Genomic DNA, 25,814 nt, shown 5'->3' with positions numbered 1-25,814 from the left:
CCTGAGCCGCCCTGTTCGCCACCTGTTCAGCTTACCGCTGTCCGTGCCACAAACCTTGAGGTGCCCCCATCTTCGCGACGAAGTTTTGACACTTGAGAACGCGAGGAGCCGCGTCGGGCTGCCGGCGTCCAACCGGCTGGTTGTGACACCGTTTGTAGGCAGCGCGAAGCTGATAATCGGCTTGTCGTGCTACGCTATAAAGCCAGAAAGGCACCTTATCGGAGCTCCTGCCTTATGCCGTGTGCTTCACTGAAAGCCTCGTTGACGTGGCTGGTGTTCGGTTGCCTGGCATCGCTATCGACTCCTGCGCTCGCGGGGCCTGACGATGATTATATCAATCCCGATCGGCCGGGGATCGCGGACGGCAGCACCACGGTCGGACGTGGGCACTTTCAGATCGAAACCGCATTCCAGCGGGAGTTTCGTCAAGGTGGCGACGATCGCACCACCTTAATCCCGACGCTGCTCCGCCATGGCTTTGCGGAAAAATGGGAGGTGCGGGTCGAGGGCAACGGCTATACCTGGGAGAAGCAGGTCGATCCCGTGCTAGGCACGACGCACTCGCATGGGTTGGCGCCCACATCGATCGGCCTGAAATACAACTTTGTCGATGCGGTGGGATCGAAGCAGCCTTCGGTGGGCGCGATCGTGCGTGTGTTCCCGCCCTCGGGTTCTGGCGACTTCCGAAACACGCGCGCCACCGGCGACTTCCGGATGGCGGCGGACTGGAACTTCGCGGACAAATGGTCGCTCAATCCAAACGTCGGCGTCGGTGTATATCAGGATGAGTTGCGACGCACTTACACAGCGGGGCTGTTCGCCGCGACGCTCAATTTCAATCCCAGCAAGGTCGTTAACTTTCTCGTCGATACGGGTGTCCAAACGCCCGAGGAAAAGAACGGCAAGACGTCGATGATCGTCGATACCGGGGGCGCCTTCATCATCGGGCACGATATTCAGCTCGATCTCAGCGTCGGAACGGGCGTGGCAGGATCGACACCGCCTCATCCCTTCGTTGCCGCCGGATTCTCAAAACGCTTCTGACGGTTTCATGTAGAGGGCTGCGAAGCCCTTGATCCTCTAGTGGCTAGAGCATGTATCGGATTCTCGCTCGCTAAGGCGAGAGGTGGGAGACGGCTCGTTGGCGACGGCTCGTGTTGAAGCGATCGATATTTCCCGGCGGTCCTTGTGTGGGCAGGTTCTGGCCGGCGGGGCAGGGCTCTTGATCGGCCCGCCTGCCTTCGCGGGTTCGGCTTCCGAGCGCTCGTGGAATTTCGGTTCGTCTCCGCTCGCATGGGAGCCGCTGGAGATCGGAACGGGCGGTATGCTCCTGGTCGCCGCGGACGTGGGCGGGGTGCCGGTGCGAGCGGTGCTCGACAGCGGCAGCGGGGCGTCGATCATGAGTCCGGCACTGGCGGCGAGGCTCGGCCTGACTGGCGAGCGCCGCATGATCAGCGGGCTGAGCGCTAAGGCTCCTGTGATGCTGGTGCGCGATATCAACGTGCTTCTCGCCCGTGAAACACGACGGTTGCCTTTCGCCGTCGTGGCTGACCTCGGCGCGATTTCAGCGGCCTTCGGTAGGCCGCTCGACATCCTGCTCGGCGCCGATGTGTTCAAGGGGAGCTGCATCGCGCTTGATTTCGGAGATAGGCGGTTGGCGGTCGCCAAGTCGGGGACATTTCTGGCCGGTTCCGACTGGAAGCGGGTCATGCTTGGGCGGGGAACGAAGCAGGAGCTATTCATTCGATCCTCCGTTGCGGGCTTGGCTCCTGTTCCACTCATGATCGATCTGGGCAGTTCCGCGGCGCTGATGCTCTCGTCCGCCTACGTCCGCGATCAAGGTCTGCTGAAAGGCAAGGCCGTTTCGACTGCGGCGCTTGGCGGCGTCGATGGCGTCACGATTAACGACATCTTCACGGTCCCCGACATCAAGATCGAAGGATTGGGCGCTGCGAGCATCCCCACGCTGGGAATGAGGAACTGGCTCGGAACAAGCACGGTCGGCAACATCGGGTTGCCGCTCATCGCGCAATTCGACGTCGTGTTCGATGTGACGGCGGGATTCGTGTGGCTACGTCCGCTCGATCCTCGTCATCGTCTGCCCATGCTGAAGGATCGCAGCGGCCTCGGGGTCGCCACTTCCTCAACCGCGCTCACTGTGGTCCATGTCGCGGCGAACAGCCCCGCGGAGAAGAACGGCTGGGCGGTCGGGGAACGGATCGTCACAGTCAACGGTCATCCCATCGATGCGGATTATACCCATGGCACGCTGTGGCGATGGCGGTACGGCCTTCCGGGCACCCGCGTAGAGCTTGGGACCGATACGGGGTCCAAGCGCGACCTCACACTCGCCAACTATTTCTAGTTTGCCTGGGCGCGCATGCCACCGATGCCCTGAATGATCTTGCACTCGGCGGCGGTTGATCGGTTGCAGCTATGCGCGAATACCTTCAACTCGTCCCGGAGCGCCGCGAGCTGAGACAGTTTCTCTTCCACTTCCGCCAAATGCCGCGCAGCGATCACGGATGCTGCGGCGCAATCTCGAACCGGATTCTCCTGCAAGTCGATCAGGGAGCGGAGTTCGTCGATCGAGAAGCCTAGCCGTCTGCCATTGCGGATGAAATGAAGTCGCTCAACGTCGCTCCTATCGTACGTTCGCCTGCCTGAGTCCGTGCGAGGCGGCGCAGGCAGCAACCCGATCGACTCATAGAAGCGGATGGTCGTCACCTTTGTCGCAGTCGCGCGCGCAAGTTGGCCGATCATCACGGGCGCGGTCATCATTTTTGATCCTGCTAATGCGAACGAGTCGTAGATTTTGCTTGCTCCTACAGCAGCTAGAGGTTTTAGGGAAGTAGCCATGACGTCCAACGAAGCAAGCTGCGCCTGCACCGGCTCGCCGGCCCGCGCTCAACATGACCCCGCCTACCGCCATGCCCTGCTCATGGTCGTGGTGCTGAACCTCGGCTTTGGCGTCGCCGAGCTGATCGGCGGGTTCCTCGCCGATAGTCAGGCGTTGAAAGCCGACTCGCTCGATTTCCTCGGGGATGGGTCGATCAGCCTACTCGGCCTGCTCGCGCTCGCTTGGTCGGCGCGGGCGCGCGCGCGTGGCCCTGTCCCAAGGGCTGTTCCTTGGCGCACTCGGGGTCGGCGTGATCGGCTTCGCGATCTGGCGCGCGCTCAACGCGACCGCGCCCGATGCCGAGCTGATGGGCGCGATCGGCGTCGTCGCGCTCGCGATCAATGTCGGCTCGGCGCTGCTGCTCGCCCGCTTCCGGGAAGGCGACGCCAATGTCCGCGCGATCTGGCTGTTCAGCCGCAACGACGCGCTCGCCAACGTAGCCGTGATCGCCGCGGCCGGGCTGGTGGCGTGGACGGGAAAAGCTTGGCCGGACCTCGCCGTCGCCGGCGTGATCGCGCTGCTGTTCCTCCACTCCGCCTATGAAATCGTCACCGGCGCGCGGCGCGAGCTGGGGGAGCTGTGATGCGTGTGCTTCTGATCCGGCTCGCGGCCGTCCTCCTGGCGCTGTTCCCCGCCGCGGCGTTGGCCCAACCCGCCGACGTGCAAACGGCTTGGCGACTGCTCGACTACATGGCGGTGGATTACGGCGGCGCGGTCGAGGGTGGCCGGGTCAAGAGCGCGTCGGAATATGCCGAGATGAACGAGTTCGCCGCGTCCGTCGCGGCGCGGCTCCAGGCGCTGCCGCCAAAGCCGGAACGGCAAGCGCTCGTCCAGGGGGTCGCCAATCTCCAGGCGGTGATCGCCCGAAAGGGCTCGGCCGAACAGGTCGCGACGATCGCGCACGGGCTCGCGGTCGATCTGCTACGCGCCTTCCCGGTGCCGCTCGCGCCGGACAAGGCCCCGGACCTCGCTTCGGGCCAAGCCCTGTTCCGGCAAACCTGCTCGGCCTGCCACGGCATGACGGGCGACGGGCATGGCTCCGATGCCGCCAAACTCTCGACTCCGCCGATCGCGTTCACGGATCTAGGGCGCGCGCGTCAGCGCAGCGTGTTCGCGCTCTATCAGGTGGTGACGCAAGGACTCGACGGGACGGCGATGCAAAGCTTCGCCGATCTGCCGAACGATCAACGCTGGGCGGTCGCGTTCCGCGCCGGGGAGTTCGCGTTCACCGACGAACAGGCGCGCGATGGCGAGCGGCTGTGGAAGTCGGACCCCTCGCTGCGCCAGCGTATTCCGGATCTGAAAACCCTTGTCGGGCTCACCCCGGCCGCGCTCGCCGGCTCGATCGGCGACGCCAAGGCGAACGCAGTCATGGCCTATTTGCGCCGTCACCCGAAAGCGGTCGTGCAACAAGCGCCGGCCTCGCTCGCGGTCGCGCGCGCCAAGCTCGCCGCCAGCCTGGACGCGGCCCGGCGCGGCGACGCGCACGGCGCAAGGGAGCTGGCGCTGGCGGCCTATCTCGACGGGTTCGAGCCGGTCGAGCCGACGCTTACCGCGCGCGACGCGACGCTGATGAACCGGATCGAAGGTGCGATGGGCGAATATCGCGCCGCCGTCGATCGCGGCGCGTCGCCCGACGATCTCGCCGAACGGGTGTCTGTGCTGGGCGGCCTGTTCGATGACGCGGAAGCCGCGCTCGCGCCCGATAGCGCCACGCAAGCCTCCACCTTCCTGGGCGCGTTCACGATCCTGCTGCGCGAAGGGCTCGAAGCCCTGCTCATCGTCGTCGCCATGATCGCGTTCCTCCGCAAAGCCGAGCGCGGCGAGGCGCTGCCCTATGTGCATGGCGGCTGGATCGGCGCGCTCGTCGCCGGCGCGCTCACCTGGGCGGTCGCCACCTATGCGATCGGGATCAGCGGTGCGAGCCGCGAACTAACGGAAGGGTTCGGGTCGCTGTTCGCCGCGATCGTGCTGCTCTCGGTCGGAATTTGGATGCACGGCAAGGCGCAGGCCGATCAGTGGCAACGCTACATCCGCGAGAAGATGGCGCGGGCTCTAGGCGGCGGGTCGGGCTGGTTCCTGTTCGGGCTCGCTTTCGTGGTGGTCTATCGGGAGGTTTTCGAGACGATCCTGTTCTACGCCGCCCTTTCGGCGCAAGGCGACAATGCGATGTTGCTCGCAGGGGCCGGGTCGGCGGTCGCGTTGCTCAGCGTGATCGCCTGGGCCATGCTCCGCTACAGCCGCAAGCTGCCGATCGCGCGGTTCTTCCGCTACAGCTCATGGCTGATGGCGGTGCTGACAGTGGTGCTCGCGGGCAAGGGCGTCGCCGCCCTCCAGGAAGCCGGCATCATCGACATCGCGCCGCTGGCGGACGTGCCGCGCCTGTCCATGTTGGGGCTGTTCCCCACTTGGCAATCGTTTTTGGCGCAGCTCCTCGTGGCTGTCGCCATCGCGATTGGGTTCGCTTGGAACCGGCGGAAGCAGAAGGCCGGTCTCCGGCGTGTTGCGTAAGGTCGCGTTACGATGCGTCGAACGCGGTTAGGATGGGGCAGGGGCCTTCTGAGCCCCATCCGCATTCGCGCGCGAGGCGACGCAGCGACGCGCGCACCCGCTCCAGCTCCTTAATCTTGACCTCCAGCGCAGCGACGCGCTCTTTGGCGAGCTGGCGTGCGCGGGCTCGATCGTCGGTCGCGTTCAGCGCTAGCAGTTCCCTAATCTGCTCCAGCGTGAACCCGGCCGCCTGCGCCGATCGGATGAAGCGCAGCCGTCGCACGTCTTCGGCGCCGTAGCGGCGAAAACCGCCGCTCGATCCCGATCCGCCCGGCCGCTCGGGTGTGGCGAGCAGCCTGCAACGCTGGTAGAACCGCACCGTCTCGACGCCCACGCCGCCTTCGCGCGCAAGCCCCGCGATCGTCATGCCCGCCATGCCTTGACTCCGGACTATGGTACAGACTCTATATAGGGTGGGTAAGCAGTTGGAGAAGCCACATGGCGACCACCGCGCCCAAGAAGGCGGTGCTTTACCGCATGGTGATGCCCGAGCACACCTGCCCCTACGGCCTGAAATCGAAATGGCAGCTCGAGCGACACGGCTATGAGGTCGAGGACCACTGGCTGCGCACGAAGGAGCAGACGGAAGCGTTCAAGACGAAGCATGACGTAAAGACCACGCCGCAGACCTTTATCGTCGGTGAGCGAGTCGGCGGTAACGACGACCTGACCCGCTTCTTCGGCGGCCATGTGCCCGCCAAGGACGAGACCAGCTACAAGCCGGTGATCGCGGTGTTCTCGATGACCGCGCTGATGGCGCTCGCCGTCAGCTACGCCGTGCTCGGGACACCCTTCACGATCCGAGCGGGCGAATGGTTCATCGCCTTCTCGATGTGCGTGCTCGCGCTGCTGAAGCTGCAGGATGTCGAGAAGTTCTCGACCATGTTCCTCAACTACGACCTCCTCGCCAAGCGCTGGGTGCCCTACGGCTATATATACCCCTTCGCGGAAGGGGGCGCGGGCGTGCTGATGATCGCGAGCGCGATGACCTGGCTGTCGGTCCCCGTGGCACTCGTCATCGGCACGATCGGAGCGGTGTCGGTGTTCAAGGCGGTTTACCTCGACAAGCGCGAGCTGAAGTGCGCGTGCGTCGGAGGCAGCAGCAACGTGCCCTTGGGCTTCATCTCGCTGACCGAGAACCTGATGATGGTGGCGATGGCGCTGTGGATGCTGTTCGCCCCGGCCGCGCTGTCGATGGCGCATTGAGAGCCTGTGTGAAAAGCCGGCGCCGGAATGATCGGTTGCAATATGAATTTCATTGCAGCGGTGTCGCGCGTTGTTTGCGAAACGTGGGCACCTGATTGGTGATCCTTTCTGAGGTGACGGTTGCGGTCCCCCCAGGCGAAGGTCTTTCGTCTTAGTCCAGGTCAGGCCCGTGATGCGGAACGTGCGGTCGCGACGTTTCACGATGACGAGCCACCAGCCCGCGCGTGATGCCGGACTTGAAGCACCGATCGGGGACGGGGCGGGCAACCGCCGCCGTTTTCCTCGTCCCAGCTATGCCTTGCGAGCCGAGTAGAGCGAGATCGACCCGGCCGGCGTAGAAATCACCTCGTGCTCGACGACTTTCCGAAAGCCCGCCTCGGCGAACAGGCGGGGCAGCAAGCCATCGGCATTCGGTTGCGTGTTCGCGTAGCCGTCGAGCCGCTGCACCTGCCGGAACAGAAGGCGCATCATGCGGCTGCGCTGCTCGCCGTAATCGGCGACGAACAGCGCGCCGCTTGCGCGTAGCGTCCTGTGCATGGCGACGACGGTCGCGCGTTTCATCGGCATCGGGCATTGATGGAAAACGAGGCTCGACGTCGCCTTGTCGACCGGGCCGGTGCCGATCGCGGCCAGCTCGTCCCCCATCGCTTGCCGCGCTTCGATCGCGACGCCGGCTCGCTCGGCCTTGCCGCTCGCGATGGTCAGCACTGCCGGGTCTGGGTCGACGCCGATCACCCGCGCGTCCGCGCATCTTTGCTTCATCAGGATAGCGAAACTGCCGGTGCCGCACCCGACGTCCAGGATCGTCTCGCCGGCCGCGGGCGCGACAAGGTGCAAGAGCGCCGCTCGCCAGCGTCGCTCGCGGGTCAGTAGCGCAATCGCGCGGTCGTAAAGGCCGGTCAGCTCCGGGCGGCCGAGCGCCGGCACGAAGTCGCGCTCAAGGGCTGGCGACTGCCGCTCGCCCACGGCTCTCGCGCTCGCCTCACGCCCCGTGGTGGGCGTAGCGGCGTTGCCCGGCTGGACCGAACGCGATCACGTCGTAGGACTGAGATCGCGCGCCCGGAACTTCCATGCCCGGCGAGCCAAGCGGCATCCCGGCGACCGCCAGCCCGCGCATTCCGCGGGGGCGCTCTACCAAAGCGCGCTTCATGTCAGCGATCGGTACATGGCCCTCGAACGCCATGCCGTCGATAATGGCGGTGTGGCACGACGCGAGCGCGGCCGGTACGCCCACGCGGCGCTGGAGCGTCATTCGGTTCGCATCGTCGACGATGCGCACCTTGCGGCCGAACTGCTGGCGCACCTGCGCAGCCCATTTCTCGCAACAGCCGCAACCGGGGTCGCGGTGCATGGCGATGTCGGCCGCAGCCGACGCGATGCCTGGGAGGGCGATCAGGAGAACAGCAGCGAGTGCGCGGGCGCTGAGTGTCATGGGCGAAGCTCCGAAGGAGGAAGGCCCCGCCCTGCCGCGGGGAATGGGGGGGATCGGCAGGGCGGGGGCAGCGCGCCTTACTGCGCGCGCTTGCCGTGCTTGCGAAGCCACGCCTGAAGCTCCGCAATGTCTTTCTCCTGCTTCGAGATCGTCATCGCGGCCATGCGGCGCGTCTCGGCATCCTTCGCGTCGCGCTGCGCGATCCGGGCCATCGCAATCGCGCCGCGGTGGTGCTCGATCATCTTGCGGGTCCACATCTCGGCGGCGTCGCCCTGCTTCGCGGCCATCATCTTCTGATGCATGTCCATCTCGGCCTGACCGTAGGGATTGCCGGCCATCATGCCGGCCATGTCGCCGTGGTTCATGCCCTGCATCTTGCTGTGGTCCATGCCTTGCATCTGTCCCTGCGCCACAGCCGGCGCGGCAATGAGGGCGGTTCCAAAGAAAGCGGTCAACAGCTTGGTCACGTTTGTCTCCTTGCTTATGGATACGTGCGGGAGCGTAGGAACCCTCGAGTAATTTCCCGGCCGACACGCTCCGTGTCTGTTGGCAGAACTGGAGGTCACTCCAGCGCTCTGAATGCGGTTGCAACCTGAGTGTTCCGCTTCAGGCTTCGAAGCTATTGAGCTTTCGTACATCCGAGAGATGCGAATCATTCTGAAATCGGACTCTCAATGCTCCCGAAAGGACGACCAGAAGCTGCCCACCAGTGGCTCCAGCGCATAGTCGAGCGCTGTACGCCGGCGAAGCGGGATGAGGATCTGGGCGGGCATGCCAGCGCGAAGCGAGAAGCCTCGACCCCGCACCGCTTGCACGAGCCGCAGTTGATCGCGACCAACAGTCACCTCGCCGGTAAAGAAACTTTGGCCGCTCTTCTCATCGGTAAAGCTGTCCGCTGACAGCCTAGTCAGTGCCCCATGCAGGTTCGGCATAGTCCGGTCGTGAAGCCCGGAAAACTTCACGAGGGCTTCCTGCCCGACCGACAGGTCGTCGGCATCGTCGGGAGCAATCCGCACCTGAATAACGAGCGCAGCTCGCTCCGGAACGATGTCCATCAGCTTCTGCCCCGCAGCAACAACCCCGCCGGGGGTAAAAACCGACAATCCTACCACCGAGCCTGTCGCGGGAGCCCGGATCTCCGTCCTTGCTAACTGGTCGCGTGCGGCTGTCAGCTTGGGAAGAGTCTCGCCCAGTGCTGTTTCCACTTCTCGCAGCTCCGATGCCGTCCGCTCCCGAAAGCTGCGCTCCGCCTCCAGCACCTGGATCTCGTTCTCCCGTGCTGCGCCGCGTGTTTGCGCAACGCTGGCCACGTATTGACCGCGCTGCCCTCGAAGCTCAGCGCGAGTACGCTCGAGCTCGCGCATGCGCGTCTGCGACACGAAACCGCGTTCCGCGACCGGCTTCAATGCCGCGATCTGCGCATCAATCAGCCGAAGCTGCTCGCGCGCAGCAACTGCCTGCTCGCCATAGCCTCGCCCCTGTTCGCCCGATTGAACGACGCGCTGCCGCAAAGCACCACGTTGCGCGGCTAACACCGCCAGACGGGCATCGAGCTCCGTTTGCTGAAGACTCAAAGCTAGTGCGGCATTCGGCCGATCCTCGGCGGGAAGCGTCCCAAATTCAGCTGGCGGGGTAATGCGTGACCGACCGAACTGCTCGGCTTCCAGACGTGCTCGTTGCGCCAGAAGTCGGATCGCTTGGGACGCGAGAGCGCGCTCCTGCGCCTGGACGTCAGCGGCGGCGAGACGGAGCAGCAGCTGGCCGCGCCGTACCCGCCCACCTTCCCGCACGAATATGCCGCCGACCACGCCGCCGTCTCGGTGCTGGACGGCCTGACGCTGGCCGGATACCACCACCGTGCCGGGAGCATAGGCGGCTGCATCGAGCCGGGCGACGGCAGCCCAGCCCACAAAGATCCCAAAGAAACCAGCCGCAATCAGGGCGCCCGTTCGAATGTCCCGTGACGGATCCGCAACCTGTCGGAACGGCGGATCAGGAGCGTGCGGATGCGGCAGGATGCCTGTTGTCATCAGCTGTTCGCCGTGGCCGGCACTCGGCGCAGTCGCGCTGGTGCTATCTTGGGGAGCACGGCATCTCTCGGACCGAAGAGCTCGATGGCTCCTTCGCGCATGACCAGCATGCGGTCGACGACCGGCAGGATACCCCGTTTATGAGAGACGACCAGGATCGTGCGGCCCTCCGCCTTAAGCTGCGTCAAGGCCGTAAGCAGAGCTGCATCGCCCTCTGCATCGAGGTGGGCATTGGGTTCGTCCAGGATCAGGATGGAAGGATTGTCATAAACAGCCCGCGCCAGTGCGATGCGCTGCGTTTGACCGGCCGACAGGCCGCGGCCCCCCGGGGCGATACGGTGATCATAGCCGCCGGGTAGACGGCGGATGAGGTCATCGGCCCCGACCTTCTTGGCGGCGGCGATCACCGCAGAGTCGATCAGGGCGCGATCCTCTCCACGATCTGCGGCGAACCGAGCGATATTTTCAGAGATCGAGCCCGCGAGGAGCAGCGAATCCTGCGGCAAATAGCCTAGGTGTCGGGCGATCTGCTCTGGATCCCAGTCGCGGGCATCAGCGCCGTCGAAGCGAACCGTACCCCGGTCGGGCGTCAACGCTCCAGCAATAACACGAGCCAGCGTGGACTTGCCGGCGCCACTCGGACCCACGATGGCGACGACTTCACCCGGTGCGACGCGCAAAGAAACCGATCTCAGGGCCACGCTGTCCCGAGCCTCGTTGATTACGGTAATGCCTTCGAGGTCCAGTGCGCCAGTAGGGGCGGGGAGGCGCGTCGCATCAACGCCGACCGGCTCGTCGGCTAACAGAGCTTCGAGCTTGCGGAAACTTTGACGAGCCTGGGCGATCGGTCGCCAGGAGCCGACAAGTTGCTCGATCGGCGCCAGCGCGCGCGCGATCAGGAAGGAGGAGGCGAAGATGGCGCCGCCTGAAATCTGGTTGTCGACCGCGAGGAGCGCGCCCAAGCCCAAGGCCAGCGACTGAAGCGCGAGCCGGGCGAACCTGGTGACGGAGAGGTAAGTGCCGCCCTGGAAGCTGGCTCCCGTCTGCGCGACGAGCATGGCCTCCCGATGTCTCAGTTGGCGAGAGACCATCGCGCGACGCATGCCGAGCGCGCGCACGCTCTCGGCGGCAGCAAGAAGCGCCTCCTGGTTCAGATAGCTCGCATTGGCGATCGCCTGCGCCCTATCGAGACGCGTGCGAGTGGCACGCTCATTCGCCCAAGCGATAGCCGGCAGCACCAACCCACCCGCGAGAGCCAACAGTCCGATCAAAGGGTGCACGAGGAAGCAAACCAGAATGTAGATCGGTACCCAGGGCGCGTCGAAGACCGCAAGAACGCCCGGCCCGCTCAGCGTACCCTTAAGAGCGTCGAACTCCCGGATCGCCTGCCGGGCAAATGGTGCGTCAGGCCGGCCCAGCGTCGCGTCGAGGACGAGGGGAGCGAGTACGGCGTCGAGTTGGGCGCCGGCCCTCACCAGGAGCCGGATGCGGATTCGATCGAGCAGGGCTAACGTCGCGAGCGCCAAGAGGAGGGCAAGAGTGACGAATGCGAGCGTCTGCAATCCTTGCGTCGGGACCACCCTGTCGTAGACCTGCAACATGTACAGCGTCGGCGCGATGTAAAGCAGGTTGACCAAGGCGCTGAAGACGGCCGCCGCCACGAAATGGCGGCGACACAGCGCGAATGCCGCGACCGGGCCGCTGCGAAAAGGCTGATCGATCATTGCCGTTCGACAGGGCTCCGGGCGCGGCGGGTACACATCAGGCGAACAACAGCTCGGTGCCGGCGTAGGTGATCGCCGGATTGTTGACGAAGCCACCGCCCTCGACGCTGCTGAACATGAAATCGTCCTGCGACATGTCGGCGACGTGAATCCCTTCGATCAGGATCGAACCTCTGCCCGCATCGGTGGCCCAGGAGACCAGCACGCCGTTGCTTTGATCCTGCACCTTCACTTGATTCGGCAGGATGTCCTCGAAGGCGATATGGTCGAAGGCACCGGGTCCTGCGTCAAAGCCACTGAAGATCACGTCATTGCCGCTGTCGGGCCGAACAACGAACGCGTCGGCACCGTCGCCACCGTTGAGGCGATCGTTGCCTGTCCCCCCATCGATCATGTCGTGTCCAGCGCCACCGTAGATGATGTCGTCACCGGCTTCGCCCATCAGCCCGTCAGCCATCGCGCCGCCATAGAGCTGATCGGCGCCATCGCCACCCTTGAGCATGTCGCTGCCGTCGCCGCCATCCAGCACGTCGGCACCTGCTCCGCCTTCGAGATGATCGTCGCCGGCGCCGCCGTATAGTTTGTCGTTACCGCCGAGTCCGAAGAACACATCGCGATCATCGGTGGCCTGGAAGACGTCGCCCCGCGCCGATCCGTACCTTACGTCGAAATCGTCGAAGCTGTACGCGACGCTCGGATTGGTCTCGCCGGACACAGCCGGCGCCGAAACATCTCCGCCCTCGCTTTTCGCGTAGCTAATCGCTTGCAGCCGATCTGCACTGGGGCTTGCCGGCTGCAGCACATAGCGGTCGTCAGTGAACATGAAATCGTTTTGAGCGAGTTCGCTCTTCTCAACGCCGACGAGCAGGACGGAACTCTTGCCGTCGTTCCAGCTCACCCGCGTACCGAGCGCCGTCTCCTCAAACCGAAGCTCCTCGGGCGCGATGTCGCGCAAAGCCAGGTGATCGAACATACCCGGGCCAGGGGTAAAATCGTAGATGATGTCGTTGCCACTGTCGCGATCGACGACAAACGCATCAGCGCCTCGACCGCCGAATAGAATATCGTCGCCCTTACCCCCTTCGACGTCGCCATGCCCGTCACCTTCGTTCAGAATGTCGCGATCGTCGCCGCCCCGCAAGGTGTCGTCCATGGCGCCGCCGAGCAGCACATCCATCCCGGCACCACCGTCGAGATGATTCATGCCGTTGCCGCCGAGCAGCACGTCGTTGCCTCTGCCGCCCCACAATGCATCGTCCATTGCGCCGCCGGTCAGGACATCGGAGCCACCGCGACCGAAGGCGATGTTCATCTTCGACCCTTGGCCGAATTGGACGTCGGAGCCGTTATCTCCGATCGACAGCTTGTAATCATCGATCACGCGATCGACCCGCAGTGAGTCTCGATCCTGTTTCCGCGCCATGACCTGACCTCCTGATGTAATCCCCGTCGGTAAGGCGACGGATTGCGTCAGAATACTGCGGGAAAGACAAGGTTCCCACTCGGCGTGGAATAAGTAAATTGCGAGATCCAGAAGGTGTGGGCGGAAGCCAGATTACAACATCGATTAGAACTACTATAGATGCGCACAGAAAATCACCGCTTAGCGACCCGCTTATTTGCCTGGTCTTTAAACGGTGTGCTTTTGAACAGGCGGACGACCATCAAGGTCGATCGATGACCGTTCTTCACCTCCTATAAGCGTATACGCGCACAGCCAGCTGAGCCCTCACTCCCGGCAAAACTTTTTTCTGCGCTACGATCGCACCCGCGGCGACGAGAAGGGGCCGGACCACTACTGGCTGGTGCCGCGATTGGAGTTCGGCTCCGCACGCAACCTTCAGCTCACCGTCGAGGCCTCTATCGGATCAGCAACGCCACGCAGACGAAAGAAGGCGAGGCGACCGGCCAAGTGCTCTACAACTTCAACAATGAGGGCGAGTTCGCGCCGGCCTTGGAGGTATAGGCGGGTGTCAGCAAACACTTAGGACAGGACGGCCGCGACGGCTCGGAAACGAGCTTGGCGCTGCTCGCCATCAAGTCGATCGGATCGTTCGGCCGAAGCTACGTTCCGCGCTGGGTCAGCATCGCCTATGCGCAGCCGATCGCCAACGACTTCGTGCTGGTCGCCAACGTGTATCGCGAAACCCAAGATTTCGCCTGATAATCGGGTTCCAGCGGTCGCTAAGCTTCCCTTAGTCACGACCCCGCTGACGAGTAAGCCGGGACGCGCACTCGCGTTCCGGCCTGCTCTTATCGGATCGGCTGAAGCGTGTTGATGCCGGTGCTCTCGTCGGTTTCGGGCACGGGCGGGGGAACCTGCTTGTCGCGGTAGGAGGGCAGGTCGGGCGCGTTGTCTGGCGTCGGGTTGGCCTCGAGCCGCGCGATGTAGCGCTTCATTTGCGCGATCTCGCGGACCTGCGCGTCGATGATGCCGTCGGCGAGTCTGCGAACCTCCGGGTCCTTGATGTGGGCCCGCTCGCTGGTCATGATCGCAATCGAGTGGTGCGGGATCATCGCCCGCATGTAGCTTACATCGCTGACCGTCTCCTGGCTGCGCACCAGCCAGAGCGTGAGCGCGAACACGATGATGCTGCCGACGACGATGCCGATGTTGGCGCGCATGTTCTTGTACATGCCCCACATCAAGCCGATCATGATCAGCGCCATCGTCGCGCCCATCACGAACGCCATCCACATGCGAGTCTGACTGTATTCGACATGACTCAGCGCATAGGTGTTCAGATACATCAGGCCATACATCACGATCGTCGACGTCGCGATCATCGCCGCGAAGCGGCCGTAGCCCATGCCCATCATCATCTTGTCTTGCTTGTCATCCATCATGCGTTTTCCTGCTGGAGTGTTGATCGCCCCCCGGCAGATCGTCGCAGTCGCATGGGCCAACGCATGTAGAGGAGGACGGCTCCCCCCAGCCTAAGCGCCAGCCCGCCAATCGCGAACACAAATAACGACGGCGTGTTGGGATTCTCGTGATTCTTCCAGTCCATGATGTGCAGACCTTAGAAGAAATCATAGAGCCGCCAGGTTTTGGTGCGGACCGCCGCGATGCGACCGGTCGAAACCGGGATGAAAACACGCGTCGCGTCGGGGTCCGCAAAGGCGACCCGCCACGCTGGGAGCGCACCTCTGTACTCGGCGCTTGCGTTGGCCACCAGCGTCGCGCGCGTCGCAGGCCGGGCCGTCCCACGCCAGGCGTCGCGCGCGATCTCCTCGGCACCGCCCGCGTCGAGCGGCGGAAGCGGCGAGGCGGTGATCGCATCGACGAGCGTGACGCCCTTTGCCGTCAGCACTTCGGCAACTGGTTTGCTTCCAAGCATCCGGATGGTGATGCTCTGGACCGGCTCTCCGACGGACCGCAAATATTCCGATGGTACGGCGAGCCCGACCCCCGGGTTCAGCGGCATGACCGTGATGCGGTCGACGAGGTGGTCGCCGTGGACGCGGTCGATAGGCAAAAAGCTCATCAGCGCGCCGCTCGCGAACCAGAGCAGAAGCTGCGCGCCGACGACGATGGCCAACCATTTGTGCGCGCGGCTGGCAAGCAGATGCAGCCTCGCGCGCGGGCTCCTCATAGAGTTGTGCCCGAGCGTGTCGCGCGGATCTCAGTCATGTCCATGCGGCGCTGCGGGCATTGCCATCCCCTTCATGCCGCCCATGTCCATCATCATTTCATCGTGCTCAGCCGGCGCACCGGCGATCAGGGTCTTGTATTCCTCGCCGGTCATGCCTGGAAGCTTGCGAACGAACGCAACCATGTCCCAGATCAGCGGGTCGGGATGGGTCTTGCCCCATGCCGGCATCGCGCTCAGCTTCACGCCATGCTTGATGATCCAAAATTGCTGCGCGGGCGAAAGATCGGCGGTTTCGGCGAGCTCGGGTGCTCGCGGATAGAGGCCCTGGCTCATCTCGCTGCGCTCCACGCCCGGTCCCAGATGGCAGCCTGAGCACATTTCTTTGTAAAGCGCAGCGCCCGACGATATGCGTTTGGCATCGGCGAGATTGCCCGGCACCGCGATGTTTCGCGAGCGGACGGCAATCGAACGCTCGCGCAGACCGTCGAGCATGGCATAGACTGGGCGGGTGTGCGGAGCGTCGGCGGCGATATTATAGGCGCCGAAATAGATGAAACCCGCCGCAGCGATGACCAGCACAACCGTGGCGATCGCGACGAAGGTCAAGCTGGGAAAATGGTGCCTTATTCTTGCGCGGTCCATCATTCCCTCCCTTTATCGAACGTCAGAACCAGAGCCGAACGCCGGCAACGAAGCTCGTGACCGTCGGATCCTCACCGTCCGCACGTGCATAGCGGGCGGTTTGCCCGGTTTTCGCTGAGTAGGAGACACCGATATATGGGGCGAACTGCCGCGTGATCTCGTAGCGAAGCCTAAGGCCAAGCTCGGCGCTCGACAGACCCGCGCCCGTGCGCGTCTCGCGTACATCCTGCGCGGCCAGATTGAACTCGACCCGCGGCTGCAAAACCACCCGCTGTGTGATGCGCTGGTCGTAATAGCCTTCCAGTCGGCCGAGTAGGTCGCCCTTGTCCGACAGGAACAGCGCGCCCTCGACCTCGAACCAATAGGGCGCTAGACCCTCGAAGCCGACGGTCGCGTAGGTGGTCGGCCGGCCCGGCTTGAAGTCGTGGCGGACACCGCCCTGCAGGTTGAAATAGGGGCCGATCGCACGGCTGTAGAGCGCCTGGATCTCCGCTGCTTCGACGCCTTGACGGAACGCGCCTTCGCCTTCCGACTTCAGCCACAGTCGGTTGATGTCGCCGCCGATCCAGGCCTCGCCGTCCCAACGATATCCATCGCGCCCTTTGCGCGCCTGAAATTCGGCGAGATTGAACATGACCTGATAGTTGGTCTGGCCGCCCTGCTCCCGCATCATGTCGCGCCGCGCCGCCGCCATGTCGTGAGCGGGAAAGAGCTTCTCCGCATAATGGTCTATTGGCGGCTGCGGCGCGGGGGCGGTGCCGGCGGGCAGGTTCGTTCCCGTTTGTGCCATGCCGGACATCGCCGACATGTCGTGACCTGCTTGGCCGGCAGGCATGTCCATTCCGGGCATCGACGACGCCCCCGTTTGAGACTGCATGCCGGGCATGGAACCATGGTCCATCCCTTCCATCGTGCCCGACTGCGCCGGCGCGGCGGGCATCGTCATCGCGCCATGATCCATCCCGGTCATGGCGGGTTGCGCCGGAGTGGCCGACATTCCGGGCATGTCGCTCATGGATTGATCGCCGGGTTTCGTGGCCGACGTACGGGTAGACGACCTTTTCGCCGGAGCCGCCTTTTTCGCTGGGAACTTCTTCGTTGCCGTCGGTTTTTTGGGCGCCGGTTTCTTCGCAGGCATCGGCATCGACATGCCGGGCATGCCCTGCATCGACTGTCCCTGCGCGGGTGCGGCAACTAGAGCAGCGAGGGCGGTGGTGGCCGCGAGCGCGGCGGCGAGCCGGATCATGCCGCCTCTCCCTTCGGCCGGACGCTGACGACGCGCATCATCCCGGCGTGCATGTGGTAGAGGAGGTGGCAGTGGAACGCCCAGTCGCCCACCGCGTCGGCGGTGAAATCCCACGTGACCTTGCCGCCCGGCTGCACGATGACGGTGTGCTTGCGCGGTGCGCGGTCGCCATGCCCCGTGACCAATTCGAAAAAGTGCCCGTGAATGTGGATCGGATGCCCCATCATGCTGTCGTTGATGAGGTTCACGCGGACGCGCTCGCCCTCGATAAACGGGATCGGCTCGTGAACGTCCGACATTTTCTCGCCGTCGAACGACCACATGAACCGCTCCATGTTGCCGGTCAGGTGGATGTCGATGCTGCGCGAGGGCGCGCGCACGTCCGGGTTACGCTCGAGCGCCATGAGGTCGCGGTAGGTCAGCACTTTGTGGCCGACATCCTCCAGACCCTGGCCGGGCTCGCCGGTGCGGTCCATCGGCATCGGCGAGATGGTCTGAACGCCGGGTCCCTTCTTGACCTGCGGCGCCTTGGAGAAGTCGCGCATCTTCATCGAGCCCATATCCATGGAGCCCATGTCCATCGAGCCATGGTCCATCCCGGGCATGCTGCCCGACTGCGCCGGCATCGTGCCGTGATCCACGCCAGCCATGGCGCCTCCGTCAGCAGTCATGCCCGAATGGTCCATCGGCATTGCGCCATGATCCATCCCGGGCATGGCGGCGGCGCCCGCGGCCATCGCGGTGCTCGCGAGCTTCGCCGACGGGTTCTTCTCGGCAGTCAGATCGACCCCGCGCATCGCACCACCGGACATATCCATGCCCTGCATGCCGCCCATCGACATGTCGCCCATGCCCATGTCCTTCATGGTCGCAATAGGCCGCTTCCTGAGCGGCGGAACCTCTGCAGCCATGCCCGCCCGCGGCGCGAGCGTCGCCCGCGCCATGCCCGAGCGGTCGACGGCCTCCCCGACAAGGGTGAACGCCTTGTCCTCCATCGGGGTGACGATCGCGTCGTAGGTTTCGGCGACGCCGATCTGAAATTCCTCGACCTCGACCGGCATGACGTTCTGGCCATCGGCCTGGACGATCGTCAACCTGAGTCCAGGAATGCGGACGTTGAAGGTTGTCATCGCCGAAGCGTTGATAACGCGTAGCCGCACTCGCTGGCCGGGTGTAAACAGCGCCGTCCAGTTGTCGAACGGGCCATGGCCGTTTACCAGATACGTGTACGCGGGCCCGGTTGCGTCCGACACGTCAGTCGGGTCCATGCGCATCTTGCCCCAGTCGAAGCGTTCCTTCTGCGTCTGGTCGCGCCCGGCGAGCAGACCGGCCAATGTCTGCCGCTGAAAATTGAAATGGCCGGGATCGACCTTCATTCGCCTGAAGATGCCCTCGGGCGAAATCTGGCTGTGGTCGGAAAGTACAATCACATGCTCACGGTCATATTTGACCGGATCCTCGCCGGCCGGATCGATAACGATCGGACCGTAATGGCCGAGCTGCTCCTGCAGCCCGGAATGGCTATGATACCAATAGGTGCCGTTCTGCCGCACCGGGAATTCGTAAAGATAACTCGAACGACCCTTGATCCCGGGAAATGAGACGCCGGGGACGCCATCGAACTGAGGGGGCACGAGCAGCCCGTGCCAATGAATCGAGCTGTCTTCCGCAAGGTCATTGACGACATTTAGCCTAACGTTTTGGCCCTCACGCAGCCGGATGAGCGGCGCCGGCACCGTGCCGTTGATGCCGATCGCTGGCGACGACCGCCCGTCGATCATCATTGTCTGCCGGGCGATGCGCAACGTGATATCATTGCCCGATACGGTCGGGAGCGGCGTGGTGATGCCCGCCGACACCGGCTGCGCCCAAGCCGGAAAATAACTGGACAGCGCTAGGCTGCCTCCGACAACGGCGCTGCCGCGTATGAACTGACGTCGACTATATGGATGCTGCATGGTCTCTCTGGCCTGACGAGCGTTCTGTATTCTCCTAGGGATACGCGGCCCGCGCGCGCGTCCCTCATAAAAGTTCCCGACCGAGCAATTCGTTGCCGAACTTGTCGAGCAGCGGTAGCTCATTCGCTCCCGCGGAGCACCGGGGCGGTGTCTCTGCGTGTCCATCGTTCCATCGGCCAGGCCGCGGGTGTCCGCATGCGGGAATGCGCACAGTCTGAAAAGGATTAGCGCAATGCGGGTCCCGGGCGCGGCGACAACCCGGTCAGACCGGCTGATGACAAATTTTGGTGGTATGCGGGCTCGAACACGCCGATTAGGGTCATCGGCCGCAACGTAGTTTTAACCTCATTTCTTCACCACGACCTCGAAGAGACTCTTTTGGGGGATGTGATGACGCTGAGCGCCTGGGACACCGTTGCGAAAACCGACAGTCTGGCACTGATCTGCGGTGCCATTGCTCTGGTTTGCGTCATGTCGTGGCCCTATGCGGCAAGTTACCGCAAGACGGTGGCAGTGCAAAGTCTAGGCGCGGCAGCATTTTCGGTGCAATTCGCGTGCTTGGGCGCTTGGACAGCTTCGGCAACCTCGATCCTGTCCCTCACGCAACTGGTTTGCGTGGCTATGATTGGCGGCCGCAGGTGCGTGCGCGCGGTTTGCGGTTTCAGCATTGTCGCGCTTATCGCCATCACCATTTTAACGTGGCATGGGACGCCATCGCTGCTTGCGGTATGCGGAAGCCTCGCGGGATCGCTCGCGCGGGTGCAAAAGTCTACCACCCGCATGAAGATCATCTTCGTGCTCGGGGCGCCGTTCTGGATCCTTCACAACATTGCGGTGGGCGCGATCTTCGCGCTCTGCGTCGATGCGGTGTCGGTTGCCGGCAACGTCTCCAGTTTGAAGCGAACTGCTCGCCGCAACGCGCGACCGCTCCTTGATCCGCTCCGGCTTGCACAGCGCATGTTCGAGGTGCCCCCGGCTGCCACCGTCTCCTCGACTTGGGCTAAGACCCTACGTTTTGGCTACGCTTAAGTAGACAAATAAACGGCATCGGAGCTCAAAACCCTGGAACGACGGTCAATTATTGGGCAATATCTGGAAACCGACGTCTCGTGCCGGTCGCATCTACCGGGCTAGTCGGTTCAAACCTTCCAGCAGTCGCGCGCGCGACAGATGCGCCTATCGACGGCCTTTGAGGTGATGGCGAAGACCTCGGTTTTAGCCTGGCTTCAGCCTTTGATCGTTCACAGCACGGAGGGTTTTTCCAGCGTCGATGACTTGGTCGCGAACATCGGCGGATGTGGCACGCGGCATCCGCCGGGGACGCGGACTGCGATCGAGAAGGCCGGCTCGGCCCTCGGCCCGGTAGCGTGCCAGCCACTTGGCCACCGTTCGGCACGATGACGCGCCGCTCAATCTCGGCTCGACAAAAGGGCGCGTTTCGGGCATCCCTATGAATGGAACTCAGTCAATTGTCGAAGCTGATTTGTCGCAACATCAGGCTTGTCCGGCCACCCCGGATGAACAATCTCTGGAAAGCTCACACCTAAAGCTTTCTACGTCGGATTTGCCACCGGCATTATCCCGAGCCGCCATGCGACGGCAATGCGGGTCGCGCGAGAGCTTTTCCCTTTTGCAGCCGATCCTGCAGTGCTCGATCCGTTCGCTCCAGATAGCGCATCACTCGCCGCCGGATCATCAGCTGCGCAGAGTGCGCTAGCCATCCGCTGAGACGCACCTCGTGCAGAACCTGCGCGCCATCTACCAAAGCGATAATCTGGTAGGTTTCGTCGATCCATAAGAAACGGCGAATGCCAAGACGCCAACCGATCAGTTGGGCAGGTAGATACCAGATGACCCGGGCGGGAAGCATCGGTTGGTCGGGGCCCGGCCTCAGCGCAGTTGGCTCGATCGCCAGGGTAGCGTTAAACTCGGCGTCGCCGTGCATCGCAACCAAGGGATGCCATTCGCGATACACCGCAAAATTACTGAGAAGCATCCAGACGTCGCCCACCGACGCCTTGGTGTCGATCGTCGTAATCATCTGACGCATAATTCTGTCTTTCCGCCAATTACGCCGTTGCAATACCGCCTTTGCTGTTTCCGCCGATCATAAGCCGGCAGGCACAGAGCGTCTGACGTGATCCCAGTCTTCCATCCGGCGGCAACCGGATACTTGACGGGTCCTGAGGGTCCCCGGTTCTTCATCGGGGTAGAATGCGAGTTTTCGGCCTGGATGGCGGGGCAGCAGAACGCGCCCTGCTTTAGGCACTTCGCCATCAGTCAAAGCCGAGTACCGTCCACCACACCAGTTTGTCTCTAGCCGCGCGCGTCGCCTGCAGCACGTAGACTACGCCTGACAACGGTCCGCGTCGCTCGCGGCCTTTATCAAAGCGACAAGCGCATCCGCTCCCTTGCGGGATTCCACGGGCCTGTTCGCCATTCTAGCTTTGGAAACCTTGTTTCATTTACCACTCGTGGCCGACCCCATTTGCTTCATCATGGCGTCGTGATCCGCTGGCGCCCCGGCTACCAGCTCCCGATACTCCCCAGGTGAAAGGCTCGGTAGTTTGCGGACAAACGCGACCATGTCCCAGATCAGCGGATCGGAATGCGTCTTTCCCCATGCCGGCATCGCGCTGAGCTTTACGCCATGCTTGATGATCCAGAACTGTTCGGCTGGCGACATCGGGTGGGCCTTCGCAAGCTCCGGCGCCTGCGGATAAAGACCGTGACTCAGCTCCGACCGCTCGACCCCCGGTCCAAGATGGCAACCTGAACACATCTCACCGTAAAGCCCAGCACCCGTCGCTATGCGCTGGGGAGATGCCAGATCCGCGGGCGCAGAGATCCCGCTGGCGCGCACCGATATCGAACGCTCTCGCAGGCTGTCGATCAGCGCATAAACGGGTCGGATGTGAGGCGCGTCAGCTCCGATATTGTAGAGGCCGAAATAGACAAATGAGGTGCCGAGCAAGACAATCATCACCCCAAGCAGCGCTAAAAATGTCCAACTTGGAAGATGACGTTTCCACGTATATTCGCGTTCTCTGGTCATCAGACGCTCCACGACCGCATTATGTCTTAGTCACGATTTCGGTTCGAGCAGCCCTACGAGGTTCAGAACCAAGTCCGCACGCCTGCGACGAAGCTAAACCCTCCTGTTTCTTGATTGCGCAAGCGGGAGAAGCGGCGCGTATCGCCGAACTGACGCTCCCACGAGATGCCGATATATGGCGCGAACTCACGCCTAACTTCGTAGCGAAGCCGCAGACCCAACTCTGCGTCGACCAGCCCCGAGCCGTACCCTTCGGCACGTACGTCTTGAGCCGACAAGTTGAACTCGGCGCGCGGCTGCAGGATCAGCCGCTGCGTGACACGCTGGTCGTAGTAACCCTCGATGCGCCCGAGGACGTCGCCCCTGTCCGAAAGGAACAGCGCACCTTCCACATCGAAATTGTTCGGAGCCAACCCCTCGATGCCGATGGTCGCGTAAGTACGAGACGGGTTGGGTTTGATGTCGTACCGTAGACCTCCCTGGACGAACCAATACGGCCCAATCGATCGCGAATAGACTGCTTGGATTTCGGCGCTCTCGAGGCCTTCACGGAAGGCACCTTCGCCCTCAGTCTTGAGTGTCAGACGATTGATGTCGCCGCCATACCAAGCCTCACCGTCCCAGCGGTAACCGTCACGGCCTTTTTTCGCCTGATATTCAGCGAGATTGAACAGCACCATGTAGAAGGACTGCCCACCTGTCTCGGTCCGGAGGTCCGCGCGCGCGCCCCTCATCGCCTCCGGATCCCAAATCAGGTCGGCCGCGTGATCGCTGGGCGGTGGCGGTGCCGTCGTGCTGCCGGTCACGGGCTTCACGGTCCCGCTCGGCCCCATTTTCATGCCTGCCATGCCGCCGTGGTCCATGCCGGGCATTTGGCTATGGTCCATGCCCTGCATCTGCCCGTTTTCCATGCCCTGCATGGCGGACATGTCATGGCCCGGCATCGGCTGAGCAGCCTGTCCGCCGCTCGGGCTCATCCCCGGCATCGCTGACATGTCGTGGCCGGCGTGGGGGTCAGCCGCTGGCTGCTGGCCCATTTCCATGCCGGGCATCGCCGACATGTCATGTCCTTGCGCCGGCTGATCAGGCGCGGCCTGAGTGCTGCTCGATTCCATGTTCATGCCCGGCATGTCGGCCATGTTGTGCCCCGCATGGGGATCGGCTGCCGGGCTCGCCCCAGCCACGGGCTTGCTCGCTTGGGGCGAGCGCGGCGGAGCGGCGCGTGCGCGCCTCGGGGCGGACCGCTTGCGTGACGCCGAGCTGACGGAAGTTTTGGGCTTCGCCTTCGGCTTGGCCGCGGGCTTCGATCCCATCTTCATGCCGGGCATCTGCATACCCGGCATGTTGCTGTGGTCCATCGATTGCGCGGTGGCGGGTACGCCGAGGCCAAGCAGCGGCAGCGCCAGGAACACGGCACGCATCAACCTGCTCCTCCTGGCCCAGGAAGAGTTCTCGGCGCGTCCAGCGGGCGCACGGTCACGACCTGCATCATGCCGGCGTGCATGTGGTAGAGAAGGTGGCAGTGAAACGCCCAATCGCCTGGCGCGTCCGCCGTCAGGTCGAACATCGCGATGCCGCCCGGCTGCACCATGACCGTGTGCTTGCGGGGCGCGAAGTCCCCATGGCCCGTCACCAGTTCGAAGAAGTGGCCGTGAAGGTGGATCGGGTGTGACATCATCGTGTCGTTCACCAGCTTGATCCGGACGCGCTCGCCTTTGGTGAACGGGATCGGGTCCTTGATCTCCGACAGCTTCTCGCCGTCGAAGCCCCACATGTAGCGCTCCATGTTGCCGGTGAGATGTATTTCCATCTCGCGGTCGGGCGGGCGCGTGTCGGGGTTGCGCTCGGTCGCGACAAGGTCGGTATAGACCAGCACCTTGTGGCCGACCCGCTCCATCCCCTGGCCGGGTTCGTCCATACGATACTCGGGCATGGGCGAGATGGTCTGGACGCCGGGGCCGCGTTTCACCTGCGGTGCCTTCGAAAAATCGCGCATGTTCATGGCGCCCATGTCCATGCCCGCCATGTCGCCATGGTCCATTCCAGCCATGGCGGAACCAGGGTCAACGCTCTGCATGCCAGCCATACCGGCCATGCCCGTCATCCCGGACGCCGTCGATGCGCTCGAATGGCCCATCGCCGCATGGTTCATGCCTGCCATCCCGCTCATAGGTTGCTGCGAAGCAGCGGAAGACGCGGACGCCGCAGAACCGCTCCAGCCCGTCAGCTTCGCCAGCTTGGCCGATCGATTCTTTTCGACAGTCGGATCCACCGGTCGCCCGGAGGAACCCTCCATACCATCCATGCTGCCCGTGGTCTGGTCGCCCATGTTGCCCATGCCCATGTCGCGCATCGTCGCGAGTGGGCGGGCGCGCAGAGGCGGAACGGGCGCGCTCATGCCCGCGCGCGGCGCTAGCGTCGCGCGGGCCATGCCGGAGCGGTCGACCGACTCCGCAACGAGCGTGAATGCCTCGGGCTGGGCCGGCTCGACGATGACGTCGTAGGTTTCGGCGACACCGATCTGGAACTCGTCCACCGGAACCGGCCGGACATTCTGCCCGTCGGCCTGCACCACCGTCATTCTCAGGCCGGGAATTCGAACGTCGAAGTGCGTCATCGCCGAGGCGTTGACGAAGCGCAGCCGCACCCGCTCGCCAGGCGTGAATAGCGCGGTCCAATTGTCGAACGGGCCGTAGCCGTTGACGAGATAGGTGTAGGTCGAGCCGGTCACGTCGGAGGAGTCCGCGGGGTCCATGCGCATTTTGCCCCAGTCCCAGCGCTCCTTGAACGGCTGATCGGCACCGGCAAGGAGACCAGCGAGCGTTTGGCGCTGATAGTTGAAGTAGCCCGACTGCTGCTTCAGCTTCCGCATGATGGCGTGTGGATGCATTGGGCTATGATCGCTAAGCACGATTACGTGCTCGCGATCGGATTGGATCGGGTCCGGGCCTTCTGGGTCGACGACGATTGGGCCGTAATGACCAAGCTGCTCCTGCAGACCAGAATGGCTGTGATACCAGTAAGTGCCCGACTGGATCACCGGAAACTCGTAGACAAAGGTCTTGCCGGCACCGATGCCCGGGAAGCTGACACCGGGCACGCCGTCATACTGGAAGGGGACCAGAAGCCCGTGCCAGTGGATTGAGGTATCCTCGTCTTTCAAACCGTTCGTGACGGAAAGACGTACGTTTTGGCCCTGACGCAAGCGAACGAGGGGACCCGGTACGGTGCCGTTCAAGCCGATCGCATGCTGCTCGCGTCCATCGATGGTCATCATCATGTGCGCGATGGTAAGGTTGATGTCCGGTCCGACCACCGTAGGCAGCGGCTTGAGAATGCCGCCGGACACCGGTTGCGCCCAGGCGGGCATATACCCCGCCATGGCCAAGCTACCGCCTGTGACGGCGGCACCACGAAGCAGCTCGCGACGATTCAAGGCGTGTGTCATTCGTTCCATGCCATGACTGAGGAATGGG

The 25,814-nt window shown here is 63.5% G+C and carries 24 protein-coding genes and 1 pseudogene; 7 read left to right on the top strand and 18 right to left on the bottom strand.

Going from position 1 to position 25,814, the window contains the following annotated elements; genetic code table 11:
* Window positions 1–261 precede the first annotated feature (261 nt).
* A complete protein-coding gene (locus ACFSC3_RS18025) occupies window positions 262–1,044 on the top strand; it encodes a transporter (RefSeq protein WP_188659527.1) in 783 nt (260 codons plus the stop codon).
* A gap of 280 nt (window positions 1,045–1,324) precedes the next feature.
* Window positions 1,325–2,365, top strand: a complete 1,041-nt coding sequence (locus ACFSC3_RS18020; RefSeq protein WP_465270260.1) for a retropepsin-like aspartic protease — start codon at window positions 1,325–1,327, stop codon at window positions 2,363–2,365.
* On the opposite strand, the gene ACFSC3_RS18015 is transcribed toward ACFSC3_RS18020, so the two are convergent.
* Window positions 2,362–2,778, bottom strand: coding sequence for a MerR family transcriptional regulator (locus ACFSC3_RS18015; protein ID WP_188660049.1), 417 nt, complete (start codon window positions 2,776–2,778; stop codon window positions 2,362–2,364). The genes ACFSC3_RS18020 and ACFSC3_RS18015 overlap by 4 nt on opposite strands.
* 79 nt (window positions 2,779–2,857) lie before the next feature.
* On the opposite strand from ACFSC3_RS18015, the pseudogene ACFSC3_RS18010 reads away from it, so the two are divergent.
* Both ACFSC3_RS18010 and ACFSC3_RS18005 read left to right on the top strand, forming a co-directional pair.
* Window positions 2,858–3,482 (top strand): annotated as a pseudogene (locus tag ACFSC3_RS18010) (cation efflux transmembrane domain-containing protein).
* Window positions 3,482–5,410, top strand: coding sequence for an FTR1 family protein (locus ACFSC3_RS18005; protein ID WP_380941569.1), 1,929 nt, complete (start codon window positions 3,482–3,484; stop codon window positions 5,408–5,410). The pseudogene ACFSC3_RS18010 and the gene ACFSC3_RS18005 overlap by 1 nt, the downstream one beginning before the upstream one ends.
* A 7-nt stretch (window positions 5,411–5,417) precedes the next feature.
* On the opposite strand, the gene ACFSC3_RS18000 is transcribed toward ACFSC3_RS18005, so the two are convergent.
* On the bottom strand, window positions 5,418–5,825 hold the full coding sequence (locus ACFSC3_RS18000) for a MerR family DNA-binding protein (RefSeq protein WP_188659524.1): 408 nt from the start codon (window positions 5,823–5,825) through the stop codon (window positions 5,418–5,420).
* Between the two features lie 62 nt (window positions 5,826–5,887).
* On the opposite strand from ACFSC3_RS18000, the gene ACFSC3_RS17995 reads away from it, so the two are divergent.
* A complete protein-coding gene (locus ACFSC3_RS17995; protein ID WP_188659523.1) occupies window positions 5,888–6,655 on the top strand; it encodes a MauE/DoxX family redox-associated membrane protein in 768 nt (255 codons plus the stop codon).
* 291 nt (window positions 6,656–6,946) lie between these two features.
* Here ACFSC3_RS17995 and ACFSC3_RS17990 read toward each other — a convergent pair whose 3' ends face one another.
* The 6 genes from ACFSC3_RS17990 to ACFSC3_RS17965 form a co-directional block, all read right to left on the bottom strand.
* Window positions 6,947–7,621 carry a class I SAM-dependent methyltransferase gene (locus ACFSC3_RS17990; RefSeq protein WP_188659522.1) on the bottom strand — a complete coding sequence of 225 codons (675 nt, stop codon included), beginning with the start codon at window positions 7,619–7,621 and terminating at the stop codon, window positions 6,947–6,949.
* Window positions 7,622–7,637: 16 nt separating this feature from the next.
* Entirely contained in the window at window positions 7,638–8,087 is a 450-nt protein-coding gene (locus ACFSC3_RS17985; protein WP_229664614.1) for a DUF411 domain-containing protein, read from the bottom strand.
* A gap of 77 nt (window positions 8,088–8,164) precedes the next feature.
* Complete coding sequence (locus tag ACFSC3_RS17980) at window positions 8,165–8,485, bottom strand: DUF305 domain-containing protein (protein WP_188660044.1); 321 nt, start codon at window positions 8,483–8,485, stop codon at window positions 8,165–8,167.
* Between the two features lie 273 nt (window positions 8,486–8,758).
* Complete coding sequence (locus tag ACFSC3_RS17975; RefSeq protein WP_380941568.1) at window positions 8,759–10,117, bottom strand: HlyD family type I secretion periplasmic adaptor subunit; 1,359 nt, start codon at window positions 10,115–10,117, stop codon at window positions 8,759–8,761.
* Window positions 10,117–11,841, bottom strand: coding sequence for a type I secretion system permease/ATPase (locus ACFSC3_RS17970; protein ID WP_188659520.1), 1,725 nt, complete (start codon window positions 11,839–11,841; stop codon window positions 10,117–10,119). The genes ACFSC3_RS17975 and ACFSC3_RS17970 overlap by 1 nt, the downstream gene beginning before the upstream one ends.
* A 37-nt stretch (window positions 11,842–11,878) precedes the next feature.
* Window positions 11,879–13,264, bottom strand: coding sequence for a calcium-binding protein (locus tag ACFSC3_RS17965; protein WP_188659519.1), 1,386 nt, complete (start codon window positions 13,262–13,264; stop codon window positions 11,879–11,881).
* A 597-nt stretch (window positions 13,265–13,861) separates the two neighbouring features.
* On the opposite strand from ACFSC3_RS17965, the gene ACFSC3_RS17960 reads away from it, so the two are divergent.
* A complete protein-coding gene (locus tag ACFSC3_RS17960; protein ID WP_188659518.1) occupies window positions 13,862–14,005 on the top strand; it encodes a hypothetical protein in 144 nt (47 codons plus the stop codon).
* Window positions 14,006–14,094: 89 nt separating this feature from the next.
* Here ACFSC3_RS17960 and ACFSC3_RS17955 read toward each other — a convergent pair whose 3' ends face one another.
* The 5 genes from ACFSC3_RS17955 to ACFSC3_RS17935 all read right to left on the bottom strand — a co-directional run bounded on the left by ACFSC3_RS17955 (window position 14,095) and on the right by ACFSC3_RS17935 (window position 19,283).
* Window positions 14,095–14,685, bottom strand: a complete 591-nt coding sequence (locus tag ACFSC3_RS17955) for a DUF305 domain-containing protein (RefSeq protein WP_229664640.1) — start codon at window positions 14,683–14,685, stop codon at window positions 14,095–14,097.
* A gap of 179 nt (window positions 14,686–14,864) precedes the next feature.
* A complete protein-coding gene (locus tag ACFSC3_RS17950; RefSeq protein ID WP_380941567.1) occupies window positions 14,865–15,437 on the bottom strand; it encodes a hypothetical protein in 573 nt (190 codons plus the stop codon).
* Window positions 15,438–15,467: 30 nt separating this feature from the next.
* Entirely contained in the window at window positions 15,468–16,043 is a 576-nt protein-coding gene (locus tag ACFSC3_RS17945; RefSeq protein ID WP_380941566.1) for a c-type cytochrome, read from the bottom strand.
* Between the two features lie 58 nt (window positions 16,044–16,101).
* Window positions 16,102–17,325, bottom strand: coding sequence for a copper resistance protein B (locus ACFSC3_RS17940; RefSeq protein ID WP_188659517.1), 1,224 nt, complete (start codon window positions 17,323–17,325; stop codon window positions 16,102–16,104).
* Complete coding sequence (locus ACFSC3_RS17935) at window positions 17,322–19,283, bottom strand: copper resistance system multicopper oxidase (protein WP_188659516.1); 1,962 nt, start codon at window positions 19,281–19,283, stop codon at window positions 17,322–17,324. Before ACFSC3_RS17935 ends, ACFSC3_RS17940 begins: the two co-directional genes overlap by 4 nt.
* Window positions 19,284–19,673: 390 nt before the next feature.
* Here ACFSC3_RS17935 and ACFSC3_RS17930 point away from each other — a divergent pair, with 390 nt between their 5' ends.
* Window positions 19,674–20,312, top strand: coding sequence for a YgjV family protein (locus ACFSC3_RS17930; RefSeq protein WP_188659515.1), 639 nt, complete (start codon window positions 19,674–19,676; stop codon window positions 20,310–20,312).
* Between the two features lie 186 nt (window positions 20,313–20,498).
* Here the strand turns inward: ACFSC3_RS17930 and ACFSC3_RS17925 are convergent, their stop codons facing one another.
* From ACFSC3_RS17925 to ACFSC3_RS17905, 5 genes are all read right to left on the bottom strand, one after another.
* Complete coding sequence (locus tag ACFSC3_RS17925; protein WP_373284580.1) at window positions 20,499–20,729, bottom strand: leucine zipper domain-containing protein; 231 nt, start codon at window positions 20,727–20,729, stop codon at window positions 20,499–20,501.
* Window positions 20,730–20,859: 130 nt separating this feature from the next.
* Complete coding sequence (locus ACFSC3_RS17920; RefSeq protein ID WP_188659514.1) at window positions 20,860–21,333, bottom strand: SRPBCC family protein; 474 nt, start codon at window positions 21,331–21,333, stop codon at window positions 20,860–20,862.
* A gap of 411 nt (window positions 21,334–21,744) precedes the next feature.
* A complete protein-coding gene (locus ACFSC3_RS17915; protein WP_188659513.1) occupies window positions 21,745–22,338 on the bottom strand; it encodes a c-type cytochrome in 594 nt (197 codons plus the stop codon).
* A gap of 62 nt (window positions 22,339–22,400) precedes the next feature.
* A complete protein-coding gene (locus ACFSC3_RS17910; protein ID WP_188659512.1) occupies window positions 22,401–23,759 on the bottom strand; it encodes a copper resistance protein B in 1,359 nt (452 codons plus the stop codon).
* Entirely contained in the window at window positions 23,759–25,786 is a 2,028-nt protein-coding gene (locus ACFSC3_RS17905) for a copper resistance system multicopper oxidase (RefSeq protein WP_188659511.1), read from the bottom strand. Before ACFSC3_RS17905 ends, ACFSC3_RS17910 begins: the two co-directional genes overlap by 1 nt.
* Between the last annotated feature and the right edge of the window lie 28 nt (window positions 25,787–25,814).

The sequence above is a fragment of the Sphingomonas floccifaciens genome, assembly GCF_042681125.1.
Classification (GTDB): domain Bacteria; phylum Pseudomonadota; class Alphaproteobacteria; order Sphingomonadales; family Sphingomonadaceae; genus Sphingomonas; species Sphingomonas floccifaciens.
This window is presented reverse-complemented; position numbering and strand designations above follow the sequence as displayed.

Bases quoted from the DNA above. Each gene is read 5' to 3' on its own strand.
- ACFSC3_RS17920 (WP_188659514.1), bottom strand. From the start codon at position 21,333: ATGCGTCAGATGATTACGACGATCGACACCAAGGCGTCGGTGGGCGAC.
- ACFSC3_RS17955 (WP_229664640.1), bottom strand. From the start codon at position 14,685: ATGGATGACAAGCAAGACAAGATGATGATGGGCATGGGCTACGGCCGC.
- ACFSC3_RS17935 (WP_188659516.1), bottom strand. From the start codon at position 19,283: ATGCAGCATCCATATAGTCGACGTCAGTTCATACGCGGCAGCGCCGTT.
- ACFSC3_RS17940 (WP_188659517.1), bottom strand. From the start codon at position 17,325: ATGATCCGGCTCGCCGCCGCGCTCGCGGCCACCACCGCCCTCGCTGCT.
- ACFSC3_RS18000 (WP_188659524.1), bottom strand. From the start codon at position 5,825: ATGGCGGGCATGACGATCGCGGGGCTTGCGCGCGAAGGCGGCGTGGGC.
- ACFSC3_RS17925 (WP_373284580.1), bottom strand. From the start codon at position 20,729: ATGCCCGAAACGCGCCCTTTTGTCGAGCCGAGATTGAGCGGCGCGTCA.
- ACFSC3_RS18005 (WP_380941569.1), top strand. From the start codon at position 3,482: ATGCGTGTGCTTCTGATCCGGCTCGCGGCCGTCCTCCTGGCGCTGTTC.
- ACFSC3_RS17980 (WP_188660044.1), bottom strand. From the start codon at position 8,485: ATGCAAGGCATGGACCACAGCAAGATGCAGGGCATGAACCACGGCGAC.
- ACFSC3_RS17975 (WP_380941568.1), bottom strand. From the start codon at position 10,117: ATGACAACAGGCATCCTGCCGCATCCGCACGCTCCTGATCCGCCGTTC.
- ACFSC3_RS18015 (WP_188660049.1), bottom strand. From the start codon at position 2,778: ATGACCGCGCCCGTGATGATCGGCCAACTTGCGCGCGCGACTGCGACA.
- ACFSC3_RS18020 (WP_465270260.1), top strand. From the start codon at position 1,325: ATGCTCCTGGTCGCCGCGGACGTGGGCGGGGTGCCGGTGCGAGCGGTG.
- ACFSC3_RS17965 (WP_188659519.1), bottom strand. From the start codon at position 13,264: ATGGCGCGGAAACAGGATCGAGACTCACTGCGGGTCGATCGCGTGATC.
- ACFSC3_RS17905 (WP_188659511.1), bottom strand. From the start codon at position 25,786: ATGACACACGCCTTGAATCGTCGCGAGCTGCTTCGTGGTGCCGCCGTC.
- ACFSC3_RS17915 (WP_188659513.1), bottom strand. From the start codon at position 22,338: ATGACCAGAGAACGCGAATATACGTGGAAACGTCATCTTCCAAGTTGG.
- ACFSC3_RS17930 (WP_188659515.1), top strand. From the start codon at position 19,674: ATGACGCTGAGCGCCTGGGACACCGTTGCGAAAACCGACAGTCTGGCA.
- ACFSC3_RS17995 (WP_188659523.1), top strand. From the start codon at position 5,888: ATGGCGACCACCGCGCCCAAGAAGGCGGTGCTTTACCGCATGGTGATG.
- ACFSC3_RS17910 (WP_188659512.1), bottom strand. From the start codon at position 23,759: ATGCGTGCCGTGTTCCTGGCGCTGCCGCTGCTTGGCCTCGGCGTACCC.
- ACFSC3_RS17970 (WP_188659520.1), bottom strand. From the start codon at position 11,841: ATGATCGATCAGCCTTTTCGCAGCGGCCCGGTCGCGGCATTCGCGCTG.
- ACFSC3_RS17985 (WP_229664614.1), bottom strand. From the start codon at position 8,087: ATGACACTCAGCGCCCGCGCACTCGCTGCTGTTCTCCTGATCGCCCTC.
- ACFSC3_RS17950 (WP_380941567.1), bottom strand. From the start codon at position 15,437: ATGAGGAGCCCGCGCGCGAGGCTGCATCTGCTTGCCAGCCGCGCGCAC.